Origin of the sequence: Burkholderia sp. AU18528, from assembly GCF_002223215.2 — a bacterium.
GTDB lineage: Bacteria > Pseudomonadota > Gammaproteobacteria > Burkholderiales > Burkholderiaceae > Burkholderia > Burkholderia semiarida.
The window spans coordinates 62,324-79,410 of record NZ_NKFC02000004.1 but is presented as its reverse complement, the minus strand read 5'-3'; the positions used below and the strand labels follow the sequence as shown (position 1 = coordinate 79,410).

17 protein-coding genes are annotated in these 17,087 nt (G+C 68.2%); 6 read left to right on the top strand and 11 right to left on the bottom strand.

Annotation, left to right across the window (positions count from 1 at the left end; genetic code table 11):
* Positions 1-93: 93 nt before the first annotated feature.
* The 11 genes from CFB52_RS02915 to mpl all read right to left on the bottom strand — a co-directional run bounded on the left by CFB52_RS02915 (position 94) and on the right by mpl (position 12,082).
* The gene (locus CFB52_RS02915; protein ID WP_099316604.1) at positions 94-873 is read right to left on the bottom strand and encodes an SDR family oxidoreductase; all 780 of its coding nucleotides are present in this window, start codon (positions 871-873) and stop codon (positions 94-96) included.
* Positions 873-1,550 (bottom strand): 2-dehydro-3-deoxy-6-phosphogalactonate aldolase, encoded by a 678-nt coding sequence (locus CFB52_RS02910; RefSeq protein ID WP_059638065.1) that lies wholly within the window; start codon positions 1,548-1,550, stop codon positions 873-875. The genes CFB52_RS02915 and CFB52_RS02910 overlap by 1 nt, the downstream gene beginning before the upstream one ends.
* Before the next feature lie 22 nt (positions 1,551-1,572).
* Positions 1,573-2,598: a 2-dehydro-3-deoxygalactonokinase gene (locus tag CFB52_RS02905; RefSeq protein ID WP_099316058.1), complete on the bottom strand. Its 1,026-nt coding sequence runs from the start codon at positions 2,596-2,598 to the stop codon at positions 1,573-1,575.
* On the bottom strand, positions 2,595-3,494 hold the full coding sequence (locus tag CFB52_RS02900) for an IclR family transcriptional regulator (RefSeq protein WP_059580957.1): 900 nt from the start codon (positions 3,492-3,494) through the stop codon (positions 2,595-2,597). Before CFB52_RS02900 ends, CFB52_RS02905 begins: the two co-directional genes overlap by 4 nt.
* Before the next feature lie 349 nt (positions 3,495-3,843).
* Positions 3,844-4,242 (bottom strand): EF-hand domain-containing protein, encoded by a 399-nt coding sequence (locus tag CFB52_RS02890; protein WP_099316057.1) that lies wholly within the window; start codon positions 4,240-4,242, stop codon positions 3,844-3,846.
* A gap of 76 nt (positions 4,243-4,318) precedes the next feature.
* Positions 4,319-5,929 carry a S10 family peptidase gene (locus CFB52_RS02885; protein WP_180278185.1) on the bottom strand — a complete coding sequence of 537 codons (1,611 nt, stop codon included), beginning with the start codon at positions 5,927-5,929 and terminating at the stop codon, positions 4,319-4,321.
* Positions 5,930-6,355: 426 nt separating this feature from the next.
* Positions 6,356-7,093, bottom strand: a complete 738-nt coding sequence (mtgA, locus tag CFB52_RS02880) for a monofunctional biosynthetic peptidoglycan transglycosylase (RefSeq protein WP_059580951.1) — start codon at positions 7,091-7,093, stop codon at positions 6,356-6,358.
* Positions 7,094-7,105: 12 nt separating this feature from the next.
* The gene (aroE, locus tag CFB52_RS02875) at positions 7,106-7,972 is read right to left on the bottom strand and encodes a shikimate dehydrogenase (protein ID WP_059580948.1); all 867 of its coding nucleotides are present in this window, start codon (positions 7,970-7,972) and stop codon (positions 7,106-7,108) included.
* Positions 7,969-10,050, bottom strand: coding sequence for an RNB domain-containing ribonuclease (locus CFB52_RS02870; RefSeq protein WP_099316056.1), 2,082 nt, complete (start codon positions 10,048-10,050; stop codon positions 7,969-7,971). The genes aroE and CFB52_RS02870 overlap by 4 nt, the downstream gene beginning before the upstream one ends.
* A gap of 80 nt (positions 10,051-10,130) precedes the next feature.
* Positions 10,131-10,700, bottom strand: a complete 570-nt coding sequence (locus tag CFB52_RS02865) for a YqiA/YcfP family alpha/beta fold hydrolase (protein ID WP_060965552.1) — start codon at positions 10,698-10,700, stop codon at positions 10,131-10,133.
* Positions 10,697-12,082: a UDP-N-acetylmuramate:L-alanyl-gamma-D-glutamyl-meso-diaminopimelate ligase gene (mpl, locus tag CFB52_RS02860; RefSeq protein ID WP_059638051.1), complete on the bottom strand. Its 1,386-nt coding sequence runs from the start codon at positions 12,080-12,082 to the stop codon at positions 10,697-10,699. Before mpl ends, CFB52_RS02865 begins: the two co-directional genes overlap by 4 nt.
* A 247-nt stretch (positions 12,083-12,329) precedes the next feature.
* Here mpl and CFB52_RS02855 point away from each other — a divergent pair, with 247 nt between their 5' ends.
* From CFB52_RS02855 to prmA, 6 genes are all read left to right on the top strand, one after another.
* Complete coding sequence (locus CFB52_RS02855; RefSeq protein WP_059580939.1) at positions 12,330-12,974, top strand: hypothetical protein; 645 nt, start codon at positions 12,330-12,332, stop codon at positions 12,972-12,974.
* Between the two features lie 7 nt (positions 12,975-12,981).
* Positions 12,982-13,533: a TlpA disulfide reductase family protein gene (locus CFB52_RS02850; RefSeq protein WP_059638048.1), complete on the top strand. Its 552-nt coding sequence runs from the start codon at positions 12,982-12,984 to the stop codon at positions 13,531-13,533.
* Positions 13,534-13,727: 194 nt separating this feature from the next.
* Entirely contained in the window at positions 13,728-14,180 is a 453-nt protein-coding gene (aroQ, locus tag CFB52_RS02845; protein WP_040143361.1) for a type II 3-dehydroquinate dehydratase, read from the top strand.
* 66 nt (positions 14,181-14,246) lie between these two features.
* Complete coding sequence (accB, locus tag CFB52_RS02840) at positions 14,247-14,720, top strand: acetyl-CoA carboxylase biotin carboxyl carrier protein (protein ID WP_059638044.1); 474 nt, start codon at positions 14,247-14,249, stop codon at positions 14,718-14,720.
* Positions 14,721-14,805: 85 nt separating this feature from the next.
* Positions 14,806-16,173 (top strand): acetyl-CoA carboxylase biotin carboxylase subunit, encoded by a 1,368-nt coding sequence (accC, locus tag CFB52_RS02835; protein ID WP_059638042.1) that lies wholly within the window; start codon positions 14,806-14,808, stop codon positions 16,171-16,173.
* Positions 16,174-16,175: 2 nt separating this feature from the next.
* The gene (prmA, locus tag CFB52_RS02830; protein WP_099316055.1) at positions 16,176-17,078 is read left to right on the top strand and encodes a 50S ribosomal protein L11 methyltransferase; all 903 of its coding nucleotides are present in this window, start codon (positions 16,176-16,178) and stop codon (positions 17,076-17,078) included.
* Positions 17,079-17,087 lie beyond the last annotated feature (9 nt).

Below are 17,087 nucleotides of genomic sequence, written 5' to 3'. Positions count from 1 at the left end.
TTCATCGAACAGGATGCAGCCGCTTGTTGGTTTCGACGCAGCGTGCGCGCGGCCGTCGCACGTGCGGTCTTTCGAATCGTTACGTCAATCGTGTCAGTCGTGATACAGCGCCGCGCGCCCGCCATCGACGGTGATGCACGCGGCATTGATGAAAGGCGCCTCGTCGGACGCGAGGAACACGGCCGTCATCGCGACCTCCTCCGGTTTCCCGATCCGCTTCATCGGCTGCAGCGCGAGCGTCTCGGCGCGCGCGGCGGCCGGATCGGGCTGCGCGTCCCACCAGTCGCGCGTCAGTTGCGTCTCGATGTAGCCCGGCGCGATCGCGTTCACGCGCACGTTGCGCGCCGCGTATTCGATGCCGAGCGCACGTGTCAGGCCGAGCACGCCGTGCTTCGCGACCGGGTACGGAAAGCACCCCGGAATGATCCTGAATGCATGCGTCGACGCGATGTTCACGATGCTGCCGCGACCGCGCTCGACCATGCCCTCCAGCGCCGCGCGGCAGCCGTGCCACACGCCGTCGAGATCGACCGCGAAGCAGCGGCGCCAGTCGTCGTCGGTCATCGTCAGCGGATCGGCGAACACGTTGATGCCCGCGTTGTTCACGAGCACGTCGAGCGGGCCGAACGCCGCTTCCGTCCGCGCGAGCGCATCGCGCACCGCCTGCTGCCGCGCGACGTCCGCCTGCAACGGCAGCACGCGCGCGCCGTCGCATTCGTGTGCGATCGCGGCGGCCGTGTGCTGCGCCTGCGGGAAGTCGAGATCGACGAGCGCGACGGCCGCGCCTTCGCGCACGAACACACGCGCGATCGCGGCGCCGATGCCGCGGCCCGCGCCCGTCACCATCGCGACCTTGCCCGCGAGGCGGCCCATCATGCGGCTCCGCCGCGTGCCGCGCGCAAGCCGGCCTGGAACGCGCGCGCATTCGCCGCGGTCGTATCCGCCGACTGGCCGGGACGGTACAGCGCCGAGCCGAGCCCGAAACCGTTCGCGCCGGCGTCGAGAAACGGCCGCATGTTGTCCGGTGCGATCCCGCCGACCGGAACCAGCGGCACCGCACGGTCGATCACCGCGCGCCACGCCTTCACGACCGTCACGCCGAGCTGCTCGGCCGGGAACATCTTCAGCACGTCGGCGCCGTTCGTCAGCGCCGCGAATGCTTCGGTCGGCGTTGCGACGCCCGGCGCGCTCGCCAGCCCGCGCTCGCGTGCGCGGCGGATCACGGCCGCGTCGCTGTGCGGCATCACGATCAGCGCGCCGCCCGCGTCCTGCACGCGGTCGACGTACTCGGCGCGCAGCACGGTGCCCGCACCGACGATCATGTCGTCGGGCAACGCGCGGCGCAGCGCCGCGATGCTGTCGAACGGCTCCGGCGAGTTCAGCGGCACCTCGACGATCCGGAAGCCGGCTTCGTAGAGCGCGCGGCCGTGGTCGGCCGCTTCCGCGGGCGTGATGCCACGCATGATCGCGATCAGCGGGCACGCATCGAACGCGCGCATCAATGCGGCGTGGGGCGTGTACGGCGCGGGCAATGTCAGGTCGGACGGCATCGAAGATTCCTCTGCAAGCAGTTCATTGGTCGGCGCAGACGGGCTCGCCGTCCGCGCGCACGAGCCCGGCGCGCGACGCGATCCGCCACAGGCCGCGCTCGGTCGCCTGCGCGGCGACACGCGCATGCGCATGGCCGAATACCTGGAGCGCATCGACGTAGCGCGAACACAGGCCGTCGTCGCCGATCAGCAGCAGCGGCTGGTCCGCGAGCGCGATGCCGCGCTCCGCGAGCATCGCGTCGAGCGCATTGAGCTCATGGCCGATCAGCAGGCCGGACAGGTAGTCGCCCTGCGCATCGGGTGCGAGCCGGTCGGTCAGGCCGAGCGTGCGCGTGCTGAAAATCGTCGCGAGCAGCCCCGTGTGCCGCGCGCCGCGCGCGACCGCCACGCCGCGCACGAACGCGCCACGGTCGGGCGACGCACCCGCGCGCATCGTGCGGCCGAGGATCGTGTGATCGCGCAGCACCGCGAACAGCTCGCCGGTCATGAAGGTCTGGAAGCGTTCGATCAGCCCGTCCTTCACCCACGCCCATTTCGCATGCGTGCCCGGCAAGCCGATCAGTACCCCTGAACGATCGGCGCCAAGCGTGGGATCGCTCGCGAGCGCGCCGACGATCTGCGTTTCTTCGCCGCGCATCACGTCGGGCAAGTCGCCCGTCGCGATCACGCCCGGCACGATCGAGACTGTCGCGCCGCGCGCCGTGGTCACCGTGATGAGGCCCGCGACGAGCGCGTCGGCGCCGGCCGGCACCGCGACGTACGGCGCTTCGCGCCAGCCCTGCGCGCTGCCGACCATCCCGGCGGCGAGCACCGGCAGGCCGGGCGTGCGGTCGAGCCAGTCGCCGCACGCTTCCTCGAACACCGCGTCGAACGCACGCGCGCCGCCGCCCGGTACGTGCATCACGCCGGCCGCCCGGCTGCGCGTGTCGATCGGCACGCCATGCGCGTCGTACAGATAGGCGCGCAGCGACGTGGTGCCCCAGTCGAGCGCGATCAGCGACGGGGCGGCGGAACAGGCATCCGGAACGGGCCGGGTCGAAGTCGTCATCGTTTGATCCTGCGGGTACCCTGCGGCGGGCTCCAGCCCAGTTCCGCGGAAATGGCTCGCGCTTCGCGCTGCACGAGCGGAATCAGTTCGTCCATCCGGTCGTGCGGCATGTACGGAATCGTGCTCGCGACCGACACCGCCGCGACGATCGCGCCCGACGCGTCGCGGATCGGCGCGGCCACGCAGCGGATCGACGCCTCGTTTTCCTCGAGGTCGAACGTATAGCCGCCGGCCGCGTAATGGGCCATGCGCTGCAGGAACGCATTCGTCTCGGGCCGGTTGTCGGGCTTGAAGTTGACGCCGGCCAGCGCGCGGCGCGCGGCTTCGAACAGCGAGCGCCACAGCTCGGGATCGAGGTCGAGCATCATCGCCTTGCCGATGCCGGTCGATGCGAGCGGCATCCGGTGGCCGACGCGCGAGCGCATCTCGAGGCCGCGCGTGCCGGGAATCTTGTCGATGTACAGCACGTCGTCGCCGTCGCGCACGCCGAGATGGATCGTGTCGAGCGTCGCTTCCGCGAGCGCCTCCAGATGCGGACGCGCCACCGCGGTGAGCGGCATCTGTTCGAGCGCGATCGTGCCGAGCTCGATCAGCTTCGGGCCGAGCAGGTAGCCGCCCTGCACCTGGCGCAGATAGCGCGCCTGCACGAGGCTGCTGACGAGGCGATGCGTCGTGCTGCGCGTCGTGCCGAGCGCGGCGCCGATCGCACGCATGTCGCGCGCGCCGTTCGCGATCGCCTCGAGAATCGCGAGGCCGCGCAGCAGCGTCTGCGTGCCGGCCTGCTGCGCGGCGAGGTCGAGCGGCGTGCTGGTCGCGCCGATGCTGTCGGTCAGCGACGGTTCGGCCGGCATCGCGCGCCGGGCGTCGAGGGCAAGGGAGTCTGGCATCTTGGTCATGGGGCGGGGCTTCTTCAACGGAATCGGTGAAGCCGCTCGCGCGGCGCCGGAACTGCGTCCCGTGCTGCGGCGTGGCGGCGGTCGATGCACCGAGTAAAGCGCCCGGCGAACTTCATGGAAGGTGTCTCCGTGTGCGACGGGCGCCGCGCGATGCGTGGGTCCGAAGCTGTCGATGTGCTTCGGATTGTAGGAGCGCACGCACTCGGCTCCAATATTTGAATGCGTTGTCCAGATAATGAGAATTCAGGCGAGATCGACCCGGGGCTCGCGCAACCGCCCGGCGATGCGCACGGGGGCGGAACCCGCCGTGCCGCAGGTTCCGCCCCCGTTTGCTCACCGCGTCCCGCGCTTACTGCTGGCTCGTGCCGCGCGCCTGCATGTAGCGCTGTACGTCGGCGAACGACACGCGGCCGCTGCCGCCCGCATCGATCTGCCGGAAGTGGTTCGCGACGTAGCCGAGGCCGGCCGCGCGCGCCTGCGACTCGGTGATCGAACCCGTGTTCTGCGTATCGGCCGCGCTGAACTGCCGCGCGAGCTTGCGCACCACCTGCGCATGCAGTGCGGCGCCGGTCGTCTGCGTGCCGGCGCTCGCGTGGCGCGCGGCCGGCGGCACGTACGGATCGCCGAGCTGCGCCTGGCGCGCACGCGCCGGCGCGACGGCGTCGCTCGCCTGTGCGAACGCGGAAATGGATGTGGCAGCGCAGACGCATGCAAGCGCCGCAGCAACGACGATGAAACGATTCTTCATGTCAGGCTCCAGTCTGGAATGAGGTCGACTGCCGGCGAGCGGCGCCGCCGAGGGCGCCTGTCGCCGGCCTCGCGCATCAGTGCGCGGCCGCGTTGTAGAAGGTCACGAGGTCGGCTTTCTCCTGCGGACGCGACGTATCGTCGAGATAGACCATGTGCCCGCCCTGATAGTCCTTGATCGTCAGGTTCGGTTGCGTGCCGAGCCGCGCGAGGTCGAGCTCGGTCTGGTAGAACGGCGTCGCGATGTCGTGATACCCGTTCAGCGACAGCACCTTCAACTGCGGATTCAGCGTCAGCGCCGCGGCCAGATCGGGGATCGTGTCGGGCATCGCGAGGCCGTCGTGCGTCCAGTCCCACGTGTTGATCGCATTGCTGCTCACCGAGTAGGCCGACTGCGCGGTGTACTTGAGTTCGTTCGGCAGGTAGCCGCCGATCGTGTCGGTGAACGGCTTCGTGATGAACGAGCTGGACGGATCGCCGTCGGCCGCGAGCGGGCTCGACAGGGGCACGTTCACGCGTGCGTCGTAGCGGCCGATCAGCGTGCCCGGAACGAGCGACAACTGGAAGCTGTTGTCGAAGAAGGTCGGGACCACGTTGAAGTCCGCATTCCACAGCGCTTGCTTCACGCCGGTCGAATTCACCATCGTCGTGACCAGGTTCGGCGGCGATGGCGTGTGGCTCGCGAGGTACGCGTTCACGGCGGGCGCGTAGCTGCCGGCCGTCAGCAGGCGCATCTGGTCCGCATACTGCGGCAGGTTCGACGGGTTCGGGTTGTCGAGCTGGTAGTACGCGCCGACCGTGCCGTACGACGGCACGAAGCCCGCGCAGCTCACCGGGCTCGCGCCGTTGTTCGAGTTGCCGACATAGTCGCTCGCCATGTCGCAGTTGGTGTTGTAGTTCAGGATCGACGACTGCAGCACGATGCCGTCGAGCTTCACGCCGGCCGTCTCGAGCAGGTTCGCGAGCACGTCGGTGCGCGGCGTGCCGTACGATTCGCCGAACAGGTATTTCGGCGAAGCGCCGCGCTGGTTCACGTTCAGGTAGCGCGTCACGAAATCGCGGAATGCGCCGGCGTCCTGGTCGACGCCCCAGAACGTCTGGTTCGTGTTCGGCGCGATCGCCTCCGAAAAGCCGGTGCCGATCGCATCGACGAACACGAGGTCGGTCGTGTCGAGCAGCGTGTCCTGGTTGTCGACGAACGGGAACGTCGACGTGTTCGCGTTCGGGTCGCCGGTCTGGATCCGGCGCGGGCCGAACGAGCCGAGATGCAGCCACACCGAGGCCGAACCGGGGCCGCCGTTGTACAGGAACGTGACGGGCCGCTTCGCGGCGGGCTGGTTGTCGGCCGTGTAGGCGACGTAGAAGAACGACGCTTCGGGCGCGCCCGTCTGCGGATTGCGCGCGACGAGGTGGCCGGCGGTGGCCGTGTACCGGATCGTCTTGCCGTTCAGCGTGATCTGGTGGTGCGTGACGGCCGCCTTTTCGACCGCGGCGGCCGCGTCGAGCGACGCGTTCGCGCTCGACGAATAACTGTTCGGATCGTTGTACGCGCGGTCGACCTGACCGGCCGGATCGGCTGAATTCGCGGCGCTCGCCGCAGCGGACGACGTCACGTCGTCGTTGCAGGCCGTCAGAATCAGCGAAGAACACACCACCCCCAACAACAGCTTCGCTTTGCTCGCTGGCATCGTTGCGTTCCTTCTCTCGGATGTTTTTCGTGTCGAGCAGCCGGATAAGCCGCCCCCCGCCTCGATTGCGGCCGATGAGCCGAGGCGCCGGCCAATATACGCGAGCCCGCCGGCTTTGAAAAATTTGGAAATATTTGGCGTGCGGCCGGTGCGGCGCACACCTTTCAGGAATGCTTCGATTCGCGAAACGTTGCATTTCACGTCGCTTTCATCGACTTTCGCGTTTACCCGCGATGACTAAAAAAGCACCGATTTCGTGCGAAGCCGACCACCAAAATCGCGCGGTCGACGGCATTGCTCAGCAAAGCGAAATAGATGTATTCGTCTAAAGGATGTGGCCCGAAATGGGGATGACACGAACGCGCTGCAGCGCACCAATCGCGCGTCGGCGGCGAAACGGACAATACAGCGGCGCAGACGCGCCGCTTACTCGGATTGCGGCAGCTCGGCCGCGCCCATCCGGCGCGCGATGACCGCCGCACGCTGCGCCTGGTAGGCCGAGCCGCGATGCGCATCGAACCAGCGCGGCTTCGGCAGCATCACCGCGAGACGCGCCGACTGCCACGCGCCGAGCCGGCTCGCGGGAATCCTGTAGTAATAGCGTGCGGCCGCCTCGGCGCCGTACACGCCGCGGCCCCATTCGACCGAATTCAGGTAGATCTCGAAGATGCGTTCCTTGTCGAGCACCGTTTCGAGCATCCACGTGATGATGAGCTCCTGCCCCTTGCGGATGTAGCTCTTCTCGCGCGACAGGAACAGGTTGCGGGCGAGCTGCTGCGTGATCGTCGAGCCGCCCGCGACGATCCTGCCGCGCGCCTTGTTCTTCTCCCACGCCTGCAGGATCGCGTCGACGTCGTAGCCGTTGTTGGTCGCGAACGTCGAATCCTCGGAGGCGATCAGCGCCCGCTTCAGGTTGCGCGAGATCTGGTCGTACGGCACCCACTGGTGCCGGATCTGCGCGGGCGGCGTGTCGCGCGACAGCCACCACGCGTCGGTGCGCATGAATGCGGTCGAGCCCGGATTCACGAACGACCACAGCGCGATCTGCGCGAGATAGAACAGTTGCGTCGCGAGCCACGCGCCCGCGAACACCGACCCTGCGTAGACGAGCCAGCGAGCGACGCTCACCGTACGCGTGCGCTGCATGCCGCTCACCGCCACCACGTGCCGCTCCGTTCAGCTCGCCGCGAGCGCCTGACGCAGCGCGGCCAGCACCGGCGCACCGTCCGGCCGCACGCCGCGCCAGATGAAGAACGATTCCGCGGCCTGTTCGACGAGCATCCCGAGTCCGTCGGCCGTGCGCGCGCCGAGCGACGCCGCGTGCTGCATGAACACGGTCGGCTGCGCGCCGTACATCATGTCGTACGCGAGCGTGCCCGTGCCGAACGCGGCCGCGTCGCATTCCGGCAGCGCGGCATCGAGGCTGCCGGCCGTCGCATTGATCACCACGTCGTACGGCTCGGCGCGCACGACGCCGGGGCCGCCGCCCGCGAGCGTGCAGCCCGCATCGTGCGCGGCCTGCATGAACTGGCCGACGAGCGCCTCGGCCTTGCTCGCGGTGCGATTCACGATTTCGATCGACAGCGGCGCGCGGTCGAGCAGCGGCAGCACGACGCCGCGCGCGGCGCCGCCCGCGCCGAGCAGCAGGATGCGCGCACCGGCGAGCGACACGCCGAGATTCGCCTCGATGTCGCGCACGAGGCCGACGCCGTCGGTGTTGTCGCCGTGGAGGCGGCCGTCGGCGTCGATGCGCAGCGTGTTCACCGCACCGGCCGCCGCCGCGCGCGGCGACAGCGTATCGGCGAGCGCATGCGCGTCGAGCTTGAACGGCACCGTCACGTTCGCGCCGCGTCCGCCTTCGGCGACGAACGCGCGCACGGCGGCCTCGAACCCGTCGACCGGCGCGAGCCGGTGCGTGTACTCGATCGGCTCGCCGGTCTGCGCGGCGAACTGCGCGTGGATGAACGGCGACTTGCTGTGCGCCACCGGGTTGCCGAACACGACATAGCGGTCGGCGCCGCTCGTCGACGCAGTTGCGTTCATGATGCGCGCCCCGCGCCGTCGTTGCCGCCCGCGGCCTCGCCGCCCTCTGCCGCCGCATCGCCCGATTCGGCCAGCGCCTCGGCCTCGGCTTGCGCCGACGCGTCTTGCGCGTCGACCAGCGTGTCGTCGCCGCCTTCGGCATCATCCTCGTCGTCGGCCGCGTCGCCGCTCGTCACGGTCGGCGCGTCGAGCACGTTCAAGAGCCGCACCGACGCCTCGATCGTCAGCTCGTCGAGCGACATCACGTCGAGCAGCACGCGCGTGCCGCGCGCATGCACGCCGAGCCCCGGCACGTGCAGCAGCAGCGGGATTTCCTCGAGGCGCACGAGATCTCCCTTCACGACGCTCGCGACCACCTGCTTCTTCTGCTCCTGCGCGAGCCAGCGCAGGCACCAGAAGTACTCCATCCGGCGCTGGTAGTCGGCGTAGGCCGTATACGTATCGTCGAAGCCCTGCACGACCGCGTAGAGATCGGCGTCCTTCGGCTTGAACGGCGCGGCGAGCTTCGCGGTGACGCCGTGCTGCACGCACGCGAGCAGTTGCCACTGGTTCACGAGGTCGACGTAGCGGCGCAGCGGCGACGTGCTCCATGCGTACTGCGCGACGCCGAGGCCTTCGTGCGGCGCGGCCGTCGTCTGCATCCGCGTGCGCTTCGGGCCCGGCGCGCCGAAGCCGCGCTGCGACCGGTAGATGCCCGGCACCGTATGGTCGTGCAGGAACGCGCCCCAGGTCGAGTTCGCGAGGATCGCGAGCTCCGACACGATCAGGTCGAGCGGCGAGCCGCGGCGGCGCGGCGTGATCGTCACGTGCTCGCCTTCGACGTAGAAGTTGTAGTCGGTGTTGCGCTGCACCTCGCGCTTCAGCCCGTAGCCCGCGCGCGCGACCTGGCGCTTTTCGAACAGCGCCTGCGCGAGCGGCCACAGCACGGCGATGTCGTCCTTGTGCGGATAGTCGCCGGTGCCGGCCGCGAGCGTCTCTTCATTGACGAGCTCGTCGAGCGTGTTGTGGCGCAGGTTGCTCTTCACGAACACGAGCTCCGCGCGCGTCTCGTTCGCGACGATCTCCTGCGTCTCGCGGTTGACGATGATGTACAGCGACAGCGCCGGGCGATAGTCGCCCTCTTTCAGCGTGAACACGTCCACCACGTCGTCCGGCAGCATCGTGATCTTGTCGCCCGGCATGTAGACGGTCGACAGGCGCGCACGCGCGATCGCGTCGACCGGGTCGCCGCGCACGATGCCGAGCGCCGGCGCCGCGATGTGCACGCCGATCCGCACCCGGCCGTCGGACAGGTGCTCGACCGAGAACGCGTCGTCGATTTCGGTGGTCGTGATGTCGTCGATCGAGAACGCCTCGACGTTCGCGCGCGGCAGGTCGTCCGGCAGCGGGCCGACCGTGACGGGCGGAAAGCCCGTGCCGTGCGGGAAGAATTCCGCGAGAAAGCGCGCTTCGTGCAGCGCACGCGGCGACTCGATGCCGCCGCAGTCGAGCATCAGCCGCGCCGGCGACACGCCGCGCGCGCCGGCCGCCGCTTCCATCGCCTTGTATTCGATCGAATTCTTGTCCGGCCGCGTCAGCAGCCCGAGCACCTTGCCCGCGAACGCTTCCGGCAGCTTGCCGGCCTTCAGTTCCTCTTCATACTGCGCCTGCACGAGCGCCTGCTGGCGCTTGCGCTCGAGCGACGCGAGCGCCATCTTGAGCTGCTCTTCCGGCGCGCGCTGGTACTGGCCGCGCCCCTTGCGGCGGAAATAGACGGGCGAGCCGTGCAGCCGCAGCACCAGCGCGGCGCGCTCGACCGGGCCGTACGTCGCGCCGAAGTATTCGGCGGCCAGCGCCGTGTACGCGAACTCGTCGGGCGGCGCGCATTCCCACAGAAAATCCAGATCGATCTGCTGCGCGGCCGTGTCGGCTTCCTGCATCAGTTCGCTTGCGGCCGGCTTGTCGAATTCGATCAGCACGTCTTTCGCGCGCACCTTCGCGCGCCGCCCGCCGGGCAACTCGACCTGAAATGCGTCGCCCTGGCGCGACAGCACGCTGCCCGCCTTGAAACTGCCCGATTCCTCGAAGAAAACGTTCACTCAGTACTCTCGTTCAGACTGCCGGGCGCCGCGTCGGCGGCGCCGCATGATGATGGGGATTCGATCGGCACGCGGCCGGTTTATGACGTCTTTCCGTCGCAAAACGCGAGAACGTCGTCGACATAGTCGGCAAATTCGCTGATCCCGTGATCGCTGCCGTCGATCACGCGGGTTTTCGCGCCCGGGTAATGGGCGAGCATCTCGCGATAATCGAGCACTTCGTCGCCGGTCGCCGCGAACAGATAGTAGCGGTCGGCGCGCGTGATCGCCGGCACGCGCAGCGCGTCGAGTTCGTGCAGGTGGCGGCGCTCGACGACGATCGTGCCGCCGCCGTGCCACAGCGGCTGCTCGCCCAGATGCTGTTCGAGATCGCGCTGCGGCACGATCGCCGGATTCAGCAGCACGGCTTTCCAGCCATGCTTTTCGGCGAGCCACGTCGCGTAATACCCGCCGAGCGAGCTGCCGATCACGGTCACGTCGCGCGCGCCCGCGACCTCGGCTTCCGCGATCGCGATCGCGTCGAGCGGCGACACCGACAGCGACGGGCACCGCCACTCGCCGGTGCGGCCGAGTTCGGCCATGCGCGCGGCGAGCAGCCGCGACTTCTGCGATTCCGGCGACGACCGGAAGCCGTGCAGATACAGGATCACGTGCGGCTCCCGAGCGCGTCGAGCAGCTTCTGGTGCACGCCGCCGAAACCGCCGTTGCTCATCACGAGCACATGGTCGCCCGGGCGCGCGGCCTCGACCACCGCCTTCACCAGCACGTGCAGGTCGTCGAATGCGCGCGCACGCTCGCCCAGCGGCGCGAGCGCTTCGGCAAGATTCCAGCCGAGCGCATCGCGCCCGGTCGGCGCGCCGTAGCCGAACACGAGATCGGCGTCGGCGAGGCTCGACGGCAATTGCGACTTCATCACGCCGAGCTTCATCGTGTTCGAGCGCGGCTCCAGCACCGCGAGGATGCGGGCATTCTTGCGGCCGATGCGCGCGCGAAGGCCGGCGATCGTGGTGTCGATCGCGGTCGGATGGTGGGCGAAATCGTCATAGACGGTCACGCCGTCCACGCTGCCGCGCACTTCCATGCGGCGCTTCACGTTGCGGAACGAGGCGAGCGAAACGGCCGCCTGCGCGGGCGGCACGCCGACGTGGCGCGCGGCGGCGATCGCCGCGAGCGCGTTCATCCGGTTGTGGTCGCCCTGCACCTGCCACGCGACTTCGCCGACACGCTCGGCTTGGCGATACACCGCGAAGCGTTCGTCCACCGGCACGCCGTCCTCGGCCGGCAGCGCCTGCCAGCCGCCATCGACGCCGAAGCGTTCGACCTCGCTCCAGCAGCCGCGCGCCAGCACGCGCTCGAGCGCGTCGGAGCGGCCGTTCGTGACGATCCGCCCGACGCCGGGCACGGTGCGCACCAGATGATGGAATTGCGTCTCGATCGCGGCGAGATCGGGGAAGATGTCGGCGTGATCGAATTCCAGGTTGTTCAGCACCGCGGTGCGCGGCCGGTAGTGCACGAACTTCGAGCGCTTGTCGAAGAATGCCGTGTCGTACTCGTCCGCCTCGATCACGAAGAAGCTCGAATCGGTGAGCCGCGCGGACACGCCGAAGTTCAGCGGCACGCCGCCGATCAGGAAGCCCGGGTTCAGCCCCGCGTCTTCCAGCAGCCACGCGAGCATCGACGACGTGGTCGTCTTGCCGTGCGTGCCCGCCACGGCGAGCACCCACTTGCCGGCCAGCACGTGCTCGCCAAGCCACTGCGGGCCGGACACGTAAGGCAGGCCGCGATCGAGGATCGCCTCCATCAGCGGATTGCCGCGCGTGACGACGTTGCCGATCACGAACAGGTCCGGCTTCAGGTCGATCTGCTCCGCGCCGTAGCCCTCGATCAGCGTGATGCCCTGCGCCTCGAGCTGCGTGCTCATCGGCGGATAGACGCCCGCGTCGCAACCCGTCACCGTGTGGCCCGCCGCGCGTGCGAGTACGGCGAGACCGCCCATGAAGGTGCCGCAGATGCCAAGAATGTGGATGTGCATAGATGAATGCTTTCGCGCCGCCGGGCGCCGTCGATTCGGAAAGGATGCGTGCGCGGCGCGCCGGCGAGGCCGTGCGGCCGGCGCCCGGCCAACGACCTGGCCGCGACACAAAAGAGCACTATTGTAACTGACGGCCTGCGATGCCCGGCGGCCCGAACGATGCGGGCGAACGGCGCCGTCACCCTCGGGCGGCGGGCCGCCGCACCCGTGCTCGGGCGCCGCGACGATCGAGTATGATTGCCGGATCATGTCTCGCAAACCTCTTGTCGACCCGCGGCGCGTCCGCGAGGAAATCGCCCAGTCCGCCGCCCGCCTGATCGCGGAGGACGGGCTGGACTACGCCGGCGCGAAACGCAAGGCCGCGCGCCAGTTGCTGGGCGATTCGCGCGTTGCGGGCGAATGGCTGCCGGATAACGACCAGATCGAGGAAGAATTGCGCGAGTACCTCGCGCTGTTCCAGAGCGACACGCAGCCGGACGAACTGCGCCGCCTGCGCGAGATCGCGCTCGACTGGATGCGCCGGCTCGCCGAGTTCCATCCTTATGTGACGGGCGCCGTGCTGAACGGCACCGCGAACGCGCATTCGGATATCCATTTGCAGGCATTCACCGACAACCCGAAGGACGTCGCGATCTACCTGCTGAACCAGAACGTCCAGTACGACGTGTCCGAGACGCGGCATTTCGCGGGCCGCGGCGACGTCGAAACGCTCAGTTTCCTGTGGCGCCCGCGGCGCGACGTGGACGCGATCGGCATCCATCTCGCGCTGTATGCGAGCGACGACCTGCGCGGCGCGGTGAAGGCCGACGCGCGCGGCCGCGTCGCCCGCGCGGACGCCGCCGCGCTGCGCGCACTCGTCGCGGCAGGCGAGGCCCCTTCCGAACCGGAATGATTCAACGATGATGATGAAACGCATGTTGGCGCTCGCGGTGGTCGCGGCCGCCGCCGTTGCCGGCGGGATCGCCGCCGGCCACTGGTTCCGCGGCACGACGGACGACGGCGTCGCCGTCGCCGCGCCGGCCGCCCACGGCAGTCCGGTCGACCAGCTGTGGGCGTCGTCGCTCACCGGCGTCGACGGCAAGCCGGCCACGCTGGCCGCCTTCAAGGGCCAGAAAGTCGTCGTCAATTTCTGGGCGTCGTGGTGCGGCCCGTGCGTCGAGGAGATGCCCGAGCTCGTCGCGCTGTCGCACCAGTACAAGCAGAAAGGCATCCGTTTCGTCGGGATCGGCGTCGATTCCGAGCAGAACGTGAAGAACTTCCTGCAGAAGGTGAAGGTCGATTATCCGGTCTTCGTCAGCGGCTATGCGGGCGCCGACCTGGCCCGCAATTTCGGAAATACCGCCGGCGCGCTGCCGTTTACCGTCGTCATCGACGAAACCGGCAAGATCCGCGAGACAAAATTAGGACAAATCCAGCCGGCCGAGCTGAAAAAGACGCTCGACGCGCTGTAATCTGCGCAAGCGACGGCCTGCGCGTTCGCGGTGATTTGCCGGTCATTCGCCGCAATTTCGCGTGAATTCGCCGATACTTTGCATCCGCACCGGTAATTCTTGCGGGTCCGACGCGTCTGGCCGTTCGGCAAAACTAGACAAATTTCTCTAAATAGCGCTAAAGTTCGCGCAATTCCGCAGAAATAGAAGCGACCATGACACGATTGCTGGTGTTGCACGGCCCCAACCTGAACCTTCTCGGCACCCGGGAACCGGAGGTGTACGGCCGCGTCACGCTCGCGCAGATCGATCAGGCGCTTGCCGCGCGCGCCCAGGAGGCCGGCGCCGAACTGTCGTCGTTCCAGAGCAACCATGAAGGTGCGCTGGTCGACCGCATCCAGGCCGCGCGGGAGGAACAGACCGACTTCATCCTGATCAACCCGGCCGCGTACACGCATACGAGCGTTGCGATCCGGGACGCGATCGCCGGCGTTGGCATTCCGTTCGTCGAGGTTCACCTGTCGAACGTGCATCGCCGCGAAGCGTTCAGGCACCACTCCTACTTTTCCGACCAGGCCGAAGGCGTGATCTGCGGGCTCGGCTGGAAAGGTTATCTGTACGCGCTCGAGTACGCGCTGGACAAGCTGCAAGGCGCGTCGCGCGGCTGATTTCGCGATCTAGATTCAGCGCCGGCCGCTCACCGGCGCTTTCACGTATTGAAAGGGGAATTCCCGATGGATCTTCGTAAGCTGAAAACTCTGATCGACCTCGTTTCCGAATCCGGCATCTCCGAGCTGGAAGTGACGGAAGGCGAAGGCAAGGTGCGTATCGTCAAGAACGCGCCGCCGGTCTACGTGCAGCCGACGGCTGGGTATGCCCCGCAAGTCAGCGCGCCCGCGCCGTCGGCCGCGCTGCCGGCCGAAGGCGCCGCCGCGCCGGCCGCCGGCGCTGCAGCCGCACCGGCCGCTCCGCAGGGCCACGTCGTGACGTCGCCGATGGTCGGCACGTTCTATCGCGCGCCGTCGCCGGGCGCCGACCCGTTCGTGCAGGCCGGCGACACGGTCAAGGAAGGCCAGACGATCTGCATCATCGAAGCGATGAAGCTGCTCAACGAGATCGAGTCGGACAAGGCCGGCGTGATCAAGGAAATCCTCGTCGAGAACGGCCAGGCCGTCGAATACGGCCAGCCGCTTTTCGTGATCGGCTAAGCCCGCCGCGCGGCCCAGCCGGCCGCGCGCCGCCGATGCTCGCCAGGCGCCGTTCGCGCGCCCCTCGAAGAGACGAATACTCGCTATGTTTGAAAAAATCCTCATTGCCAACCGCGGTGAAATCGCGCTGCGCATCCAGCGTGCGTGCCGCGAACTCGGCGTCAAGACGGTGGTCGTCTACTCGGAAGCCGACAAGGAAGCCAAGTACGTGCGCCTCGCGGACGAAGCCGTCTGCATCGGCCCGGCCCCGTCGAACCTGAGCTACCTGAACATGCCGGCGCTGATCAGCGCCGCGGAAGTCACCGATGCCGAGGCGATCCACCCCGGCTACGGCTTCCTGTCGGAGAACGCCGATTTCGCGGAGCGCGTCGAGCAGTCGGGCTTCACGTTCATCGGCCCGCGTCCGGAAACGATCCGCATGATGGGTGACAAGGTCACCGCGAAGCAGACGATGATCAAGACCGGCGTGCCGTGCGTGCCGGGCTCGGAAGGCGCGTTGCCGGACGATCCGAAGGAGATCGTCAAGATTGCGCGCGCGATCGGCTATCCGGTCATCATCAAGGCGGCAGGCGGCGGCGGCGGGCGCGGGATGCGCGTCGTGCACACCGAAGCCGCGCTCGTCAACGCGGTCAACATGACCCGCGAGGAAGCCGGCCGTGCGTTCGGCAACCCGCAGGTGTACATGGAGAAGTTCCTCGAGAACCCGCGCCACATCGAGATCCAGGTGCTGTCGGACGCGCACAAGAACGCGATCTGGCTCGGCGAGCGCGACTGCTCGATGCAGCGCCGCCACCAGAAGGTGATCGAGGAAGCGCCGGCGCCCGGCATTCCGCGCCGCCTGATCGACCGCATCGGCGACCGCTGCGCGGACGCGTGCAAGAAGATGGGCTACCTCGGTGCGGGCACGTTCGAATTCCTGTACGAGAACGGTGAGTTCTACTTCATCGAGATGAACACGCGCGTGCAGGTCGAGCATCCGGTATCGGAGCTGATCACGGGCGTCGACATCGTGCAGGAACAGATTCGCATCGCGGCCGGCGAGAAGCTCGCGCTGCGCCAGCGCGACATCCAGTTCCGCGGGCATGCGATCGAATGCCGGATCAACGCCGAAGATCCGTTCAAGTTCACGCCGTCGCCGGGCCGGATCACGTCGTGGCATACGCCGGGCGGCCCCGGCGTGCGCGTCGATTCGCACGCATACAATGGTTATTTCGTGCCGCCGAACTACGATTCGATGATCGGCAAGCTGATCACCTACGGCGCGACGCGCGAACAGGCGATCCGCCGGATGCGCATCGCGCTGTCGGAAATGGTCGTCGAAGGCATCCAGACCAACATCCCGCTGCACCGCGAGCTGATGATCGATTCGAAGTTCGTCGAAGGCGGCACCAGCATCCACTACCTCGAAAACCGGCTCGCGCAGAAGCAGCAGGTCGCACCGGAAGAAGCGTAAGCATGAGTTATCGCGAACTCGTCGTCGAACTGGCCCGCGAGCATGCGGAGGCCCTGTCCGACGCGCTGCTCGAGCTCGGCGCGCTGTCGGTGTCCGTCGAGGACGCCGACGCCGACACGCCCGACGAACAGCCGCTCTTCGGCGAGCCGGGCCTCGTGCCCGATCGCACCGCGTGGCAGCGCTCGCGCGTGGTCGCGCTGCTGTCGGCCGACCACGAGCCGGCCGTGCTGCTCGCGGCGGCCGCGAACGAGATCGGCATCGCCGAAACGCCGAAGTTCGTCGTGCGCGAAGTCGAGGAGCAGGACTGGGTGCGGCTCACGCAGTCGCAGTTCGAGCCGATCCCGATCGGCGAGCGGATCTGGGTCGTGCCGTCGTGGCACGATGCGCCCGATCCCGATGCGCTCGTCCTCGAACTCGATCCGGGCCTCGCGTTCGGCACCGGCAGCCACCCCACTACCCGGCTGTGCATGGAATGGCTCGAGCAGTCGGTGAAGCCGGGCCAGTCGGTGCTCGACTACGGCTGCGGTTCGGGCATCCTCGCGATCCTGGCGAAGAAATGCGGGGCGAACCCCGTGATCGGCATCGACATCGATCCGCAGGCGGTCGAATCGGCGCGCCAGAACAGCGAACGCAACCGCGCGGAAGTCACGTACGGGCTGCCCGACGCCTGCCCGGACGGCGAATTCGACATCGTCGTCGCGAACATCCTGTCGAACCCGCTGAAGCTGATGGCCTCGATGCTCGCGTCGAAGGTCAAGCCGGGCGGGCGCATCGCGCTGTCCGGCGTGCTCGCGCGCCAGGCCGACGAAGTGGCGGCCGTCTATGCGCGCTACGTCGACATCTCGGTCTGGCGCGAGCACGAAGGTTGGGTATGCCTCGCCGGAACCCGCCGCGAAAGCCATTAGAATAGCGCT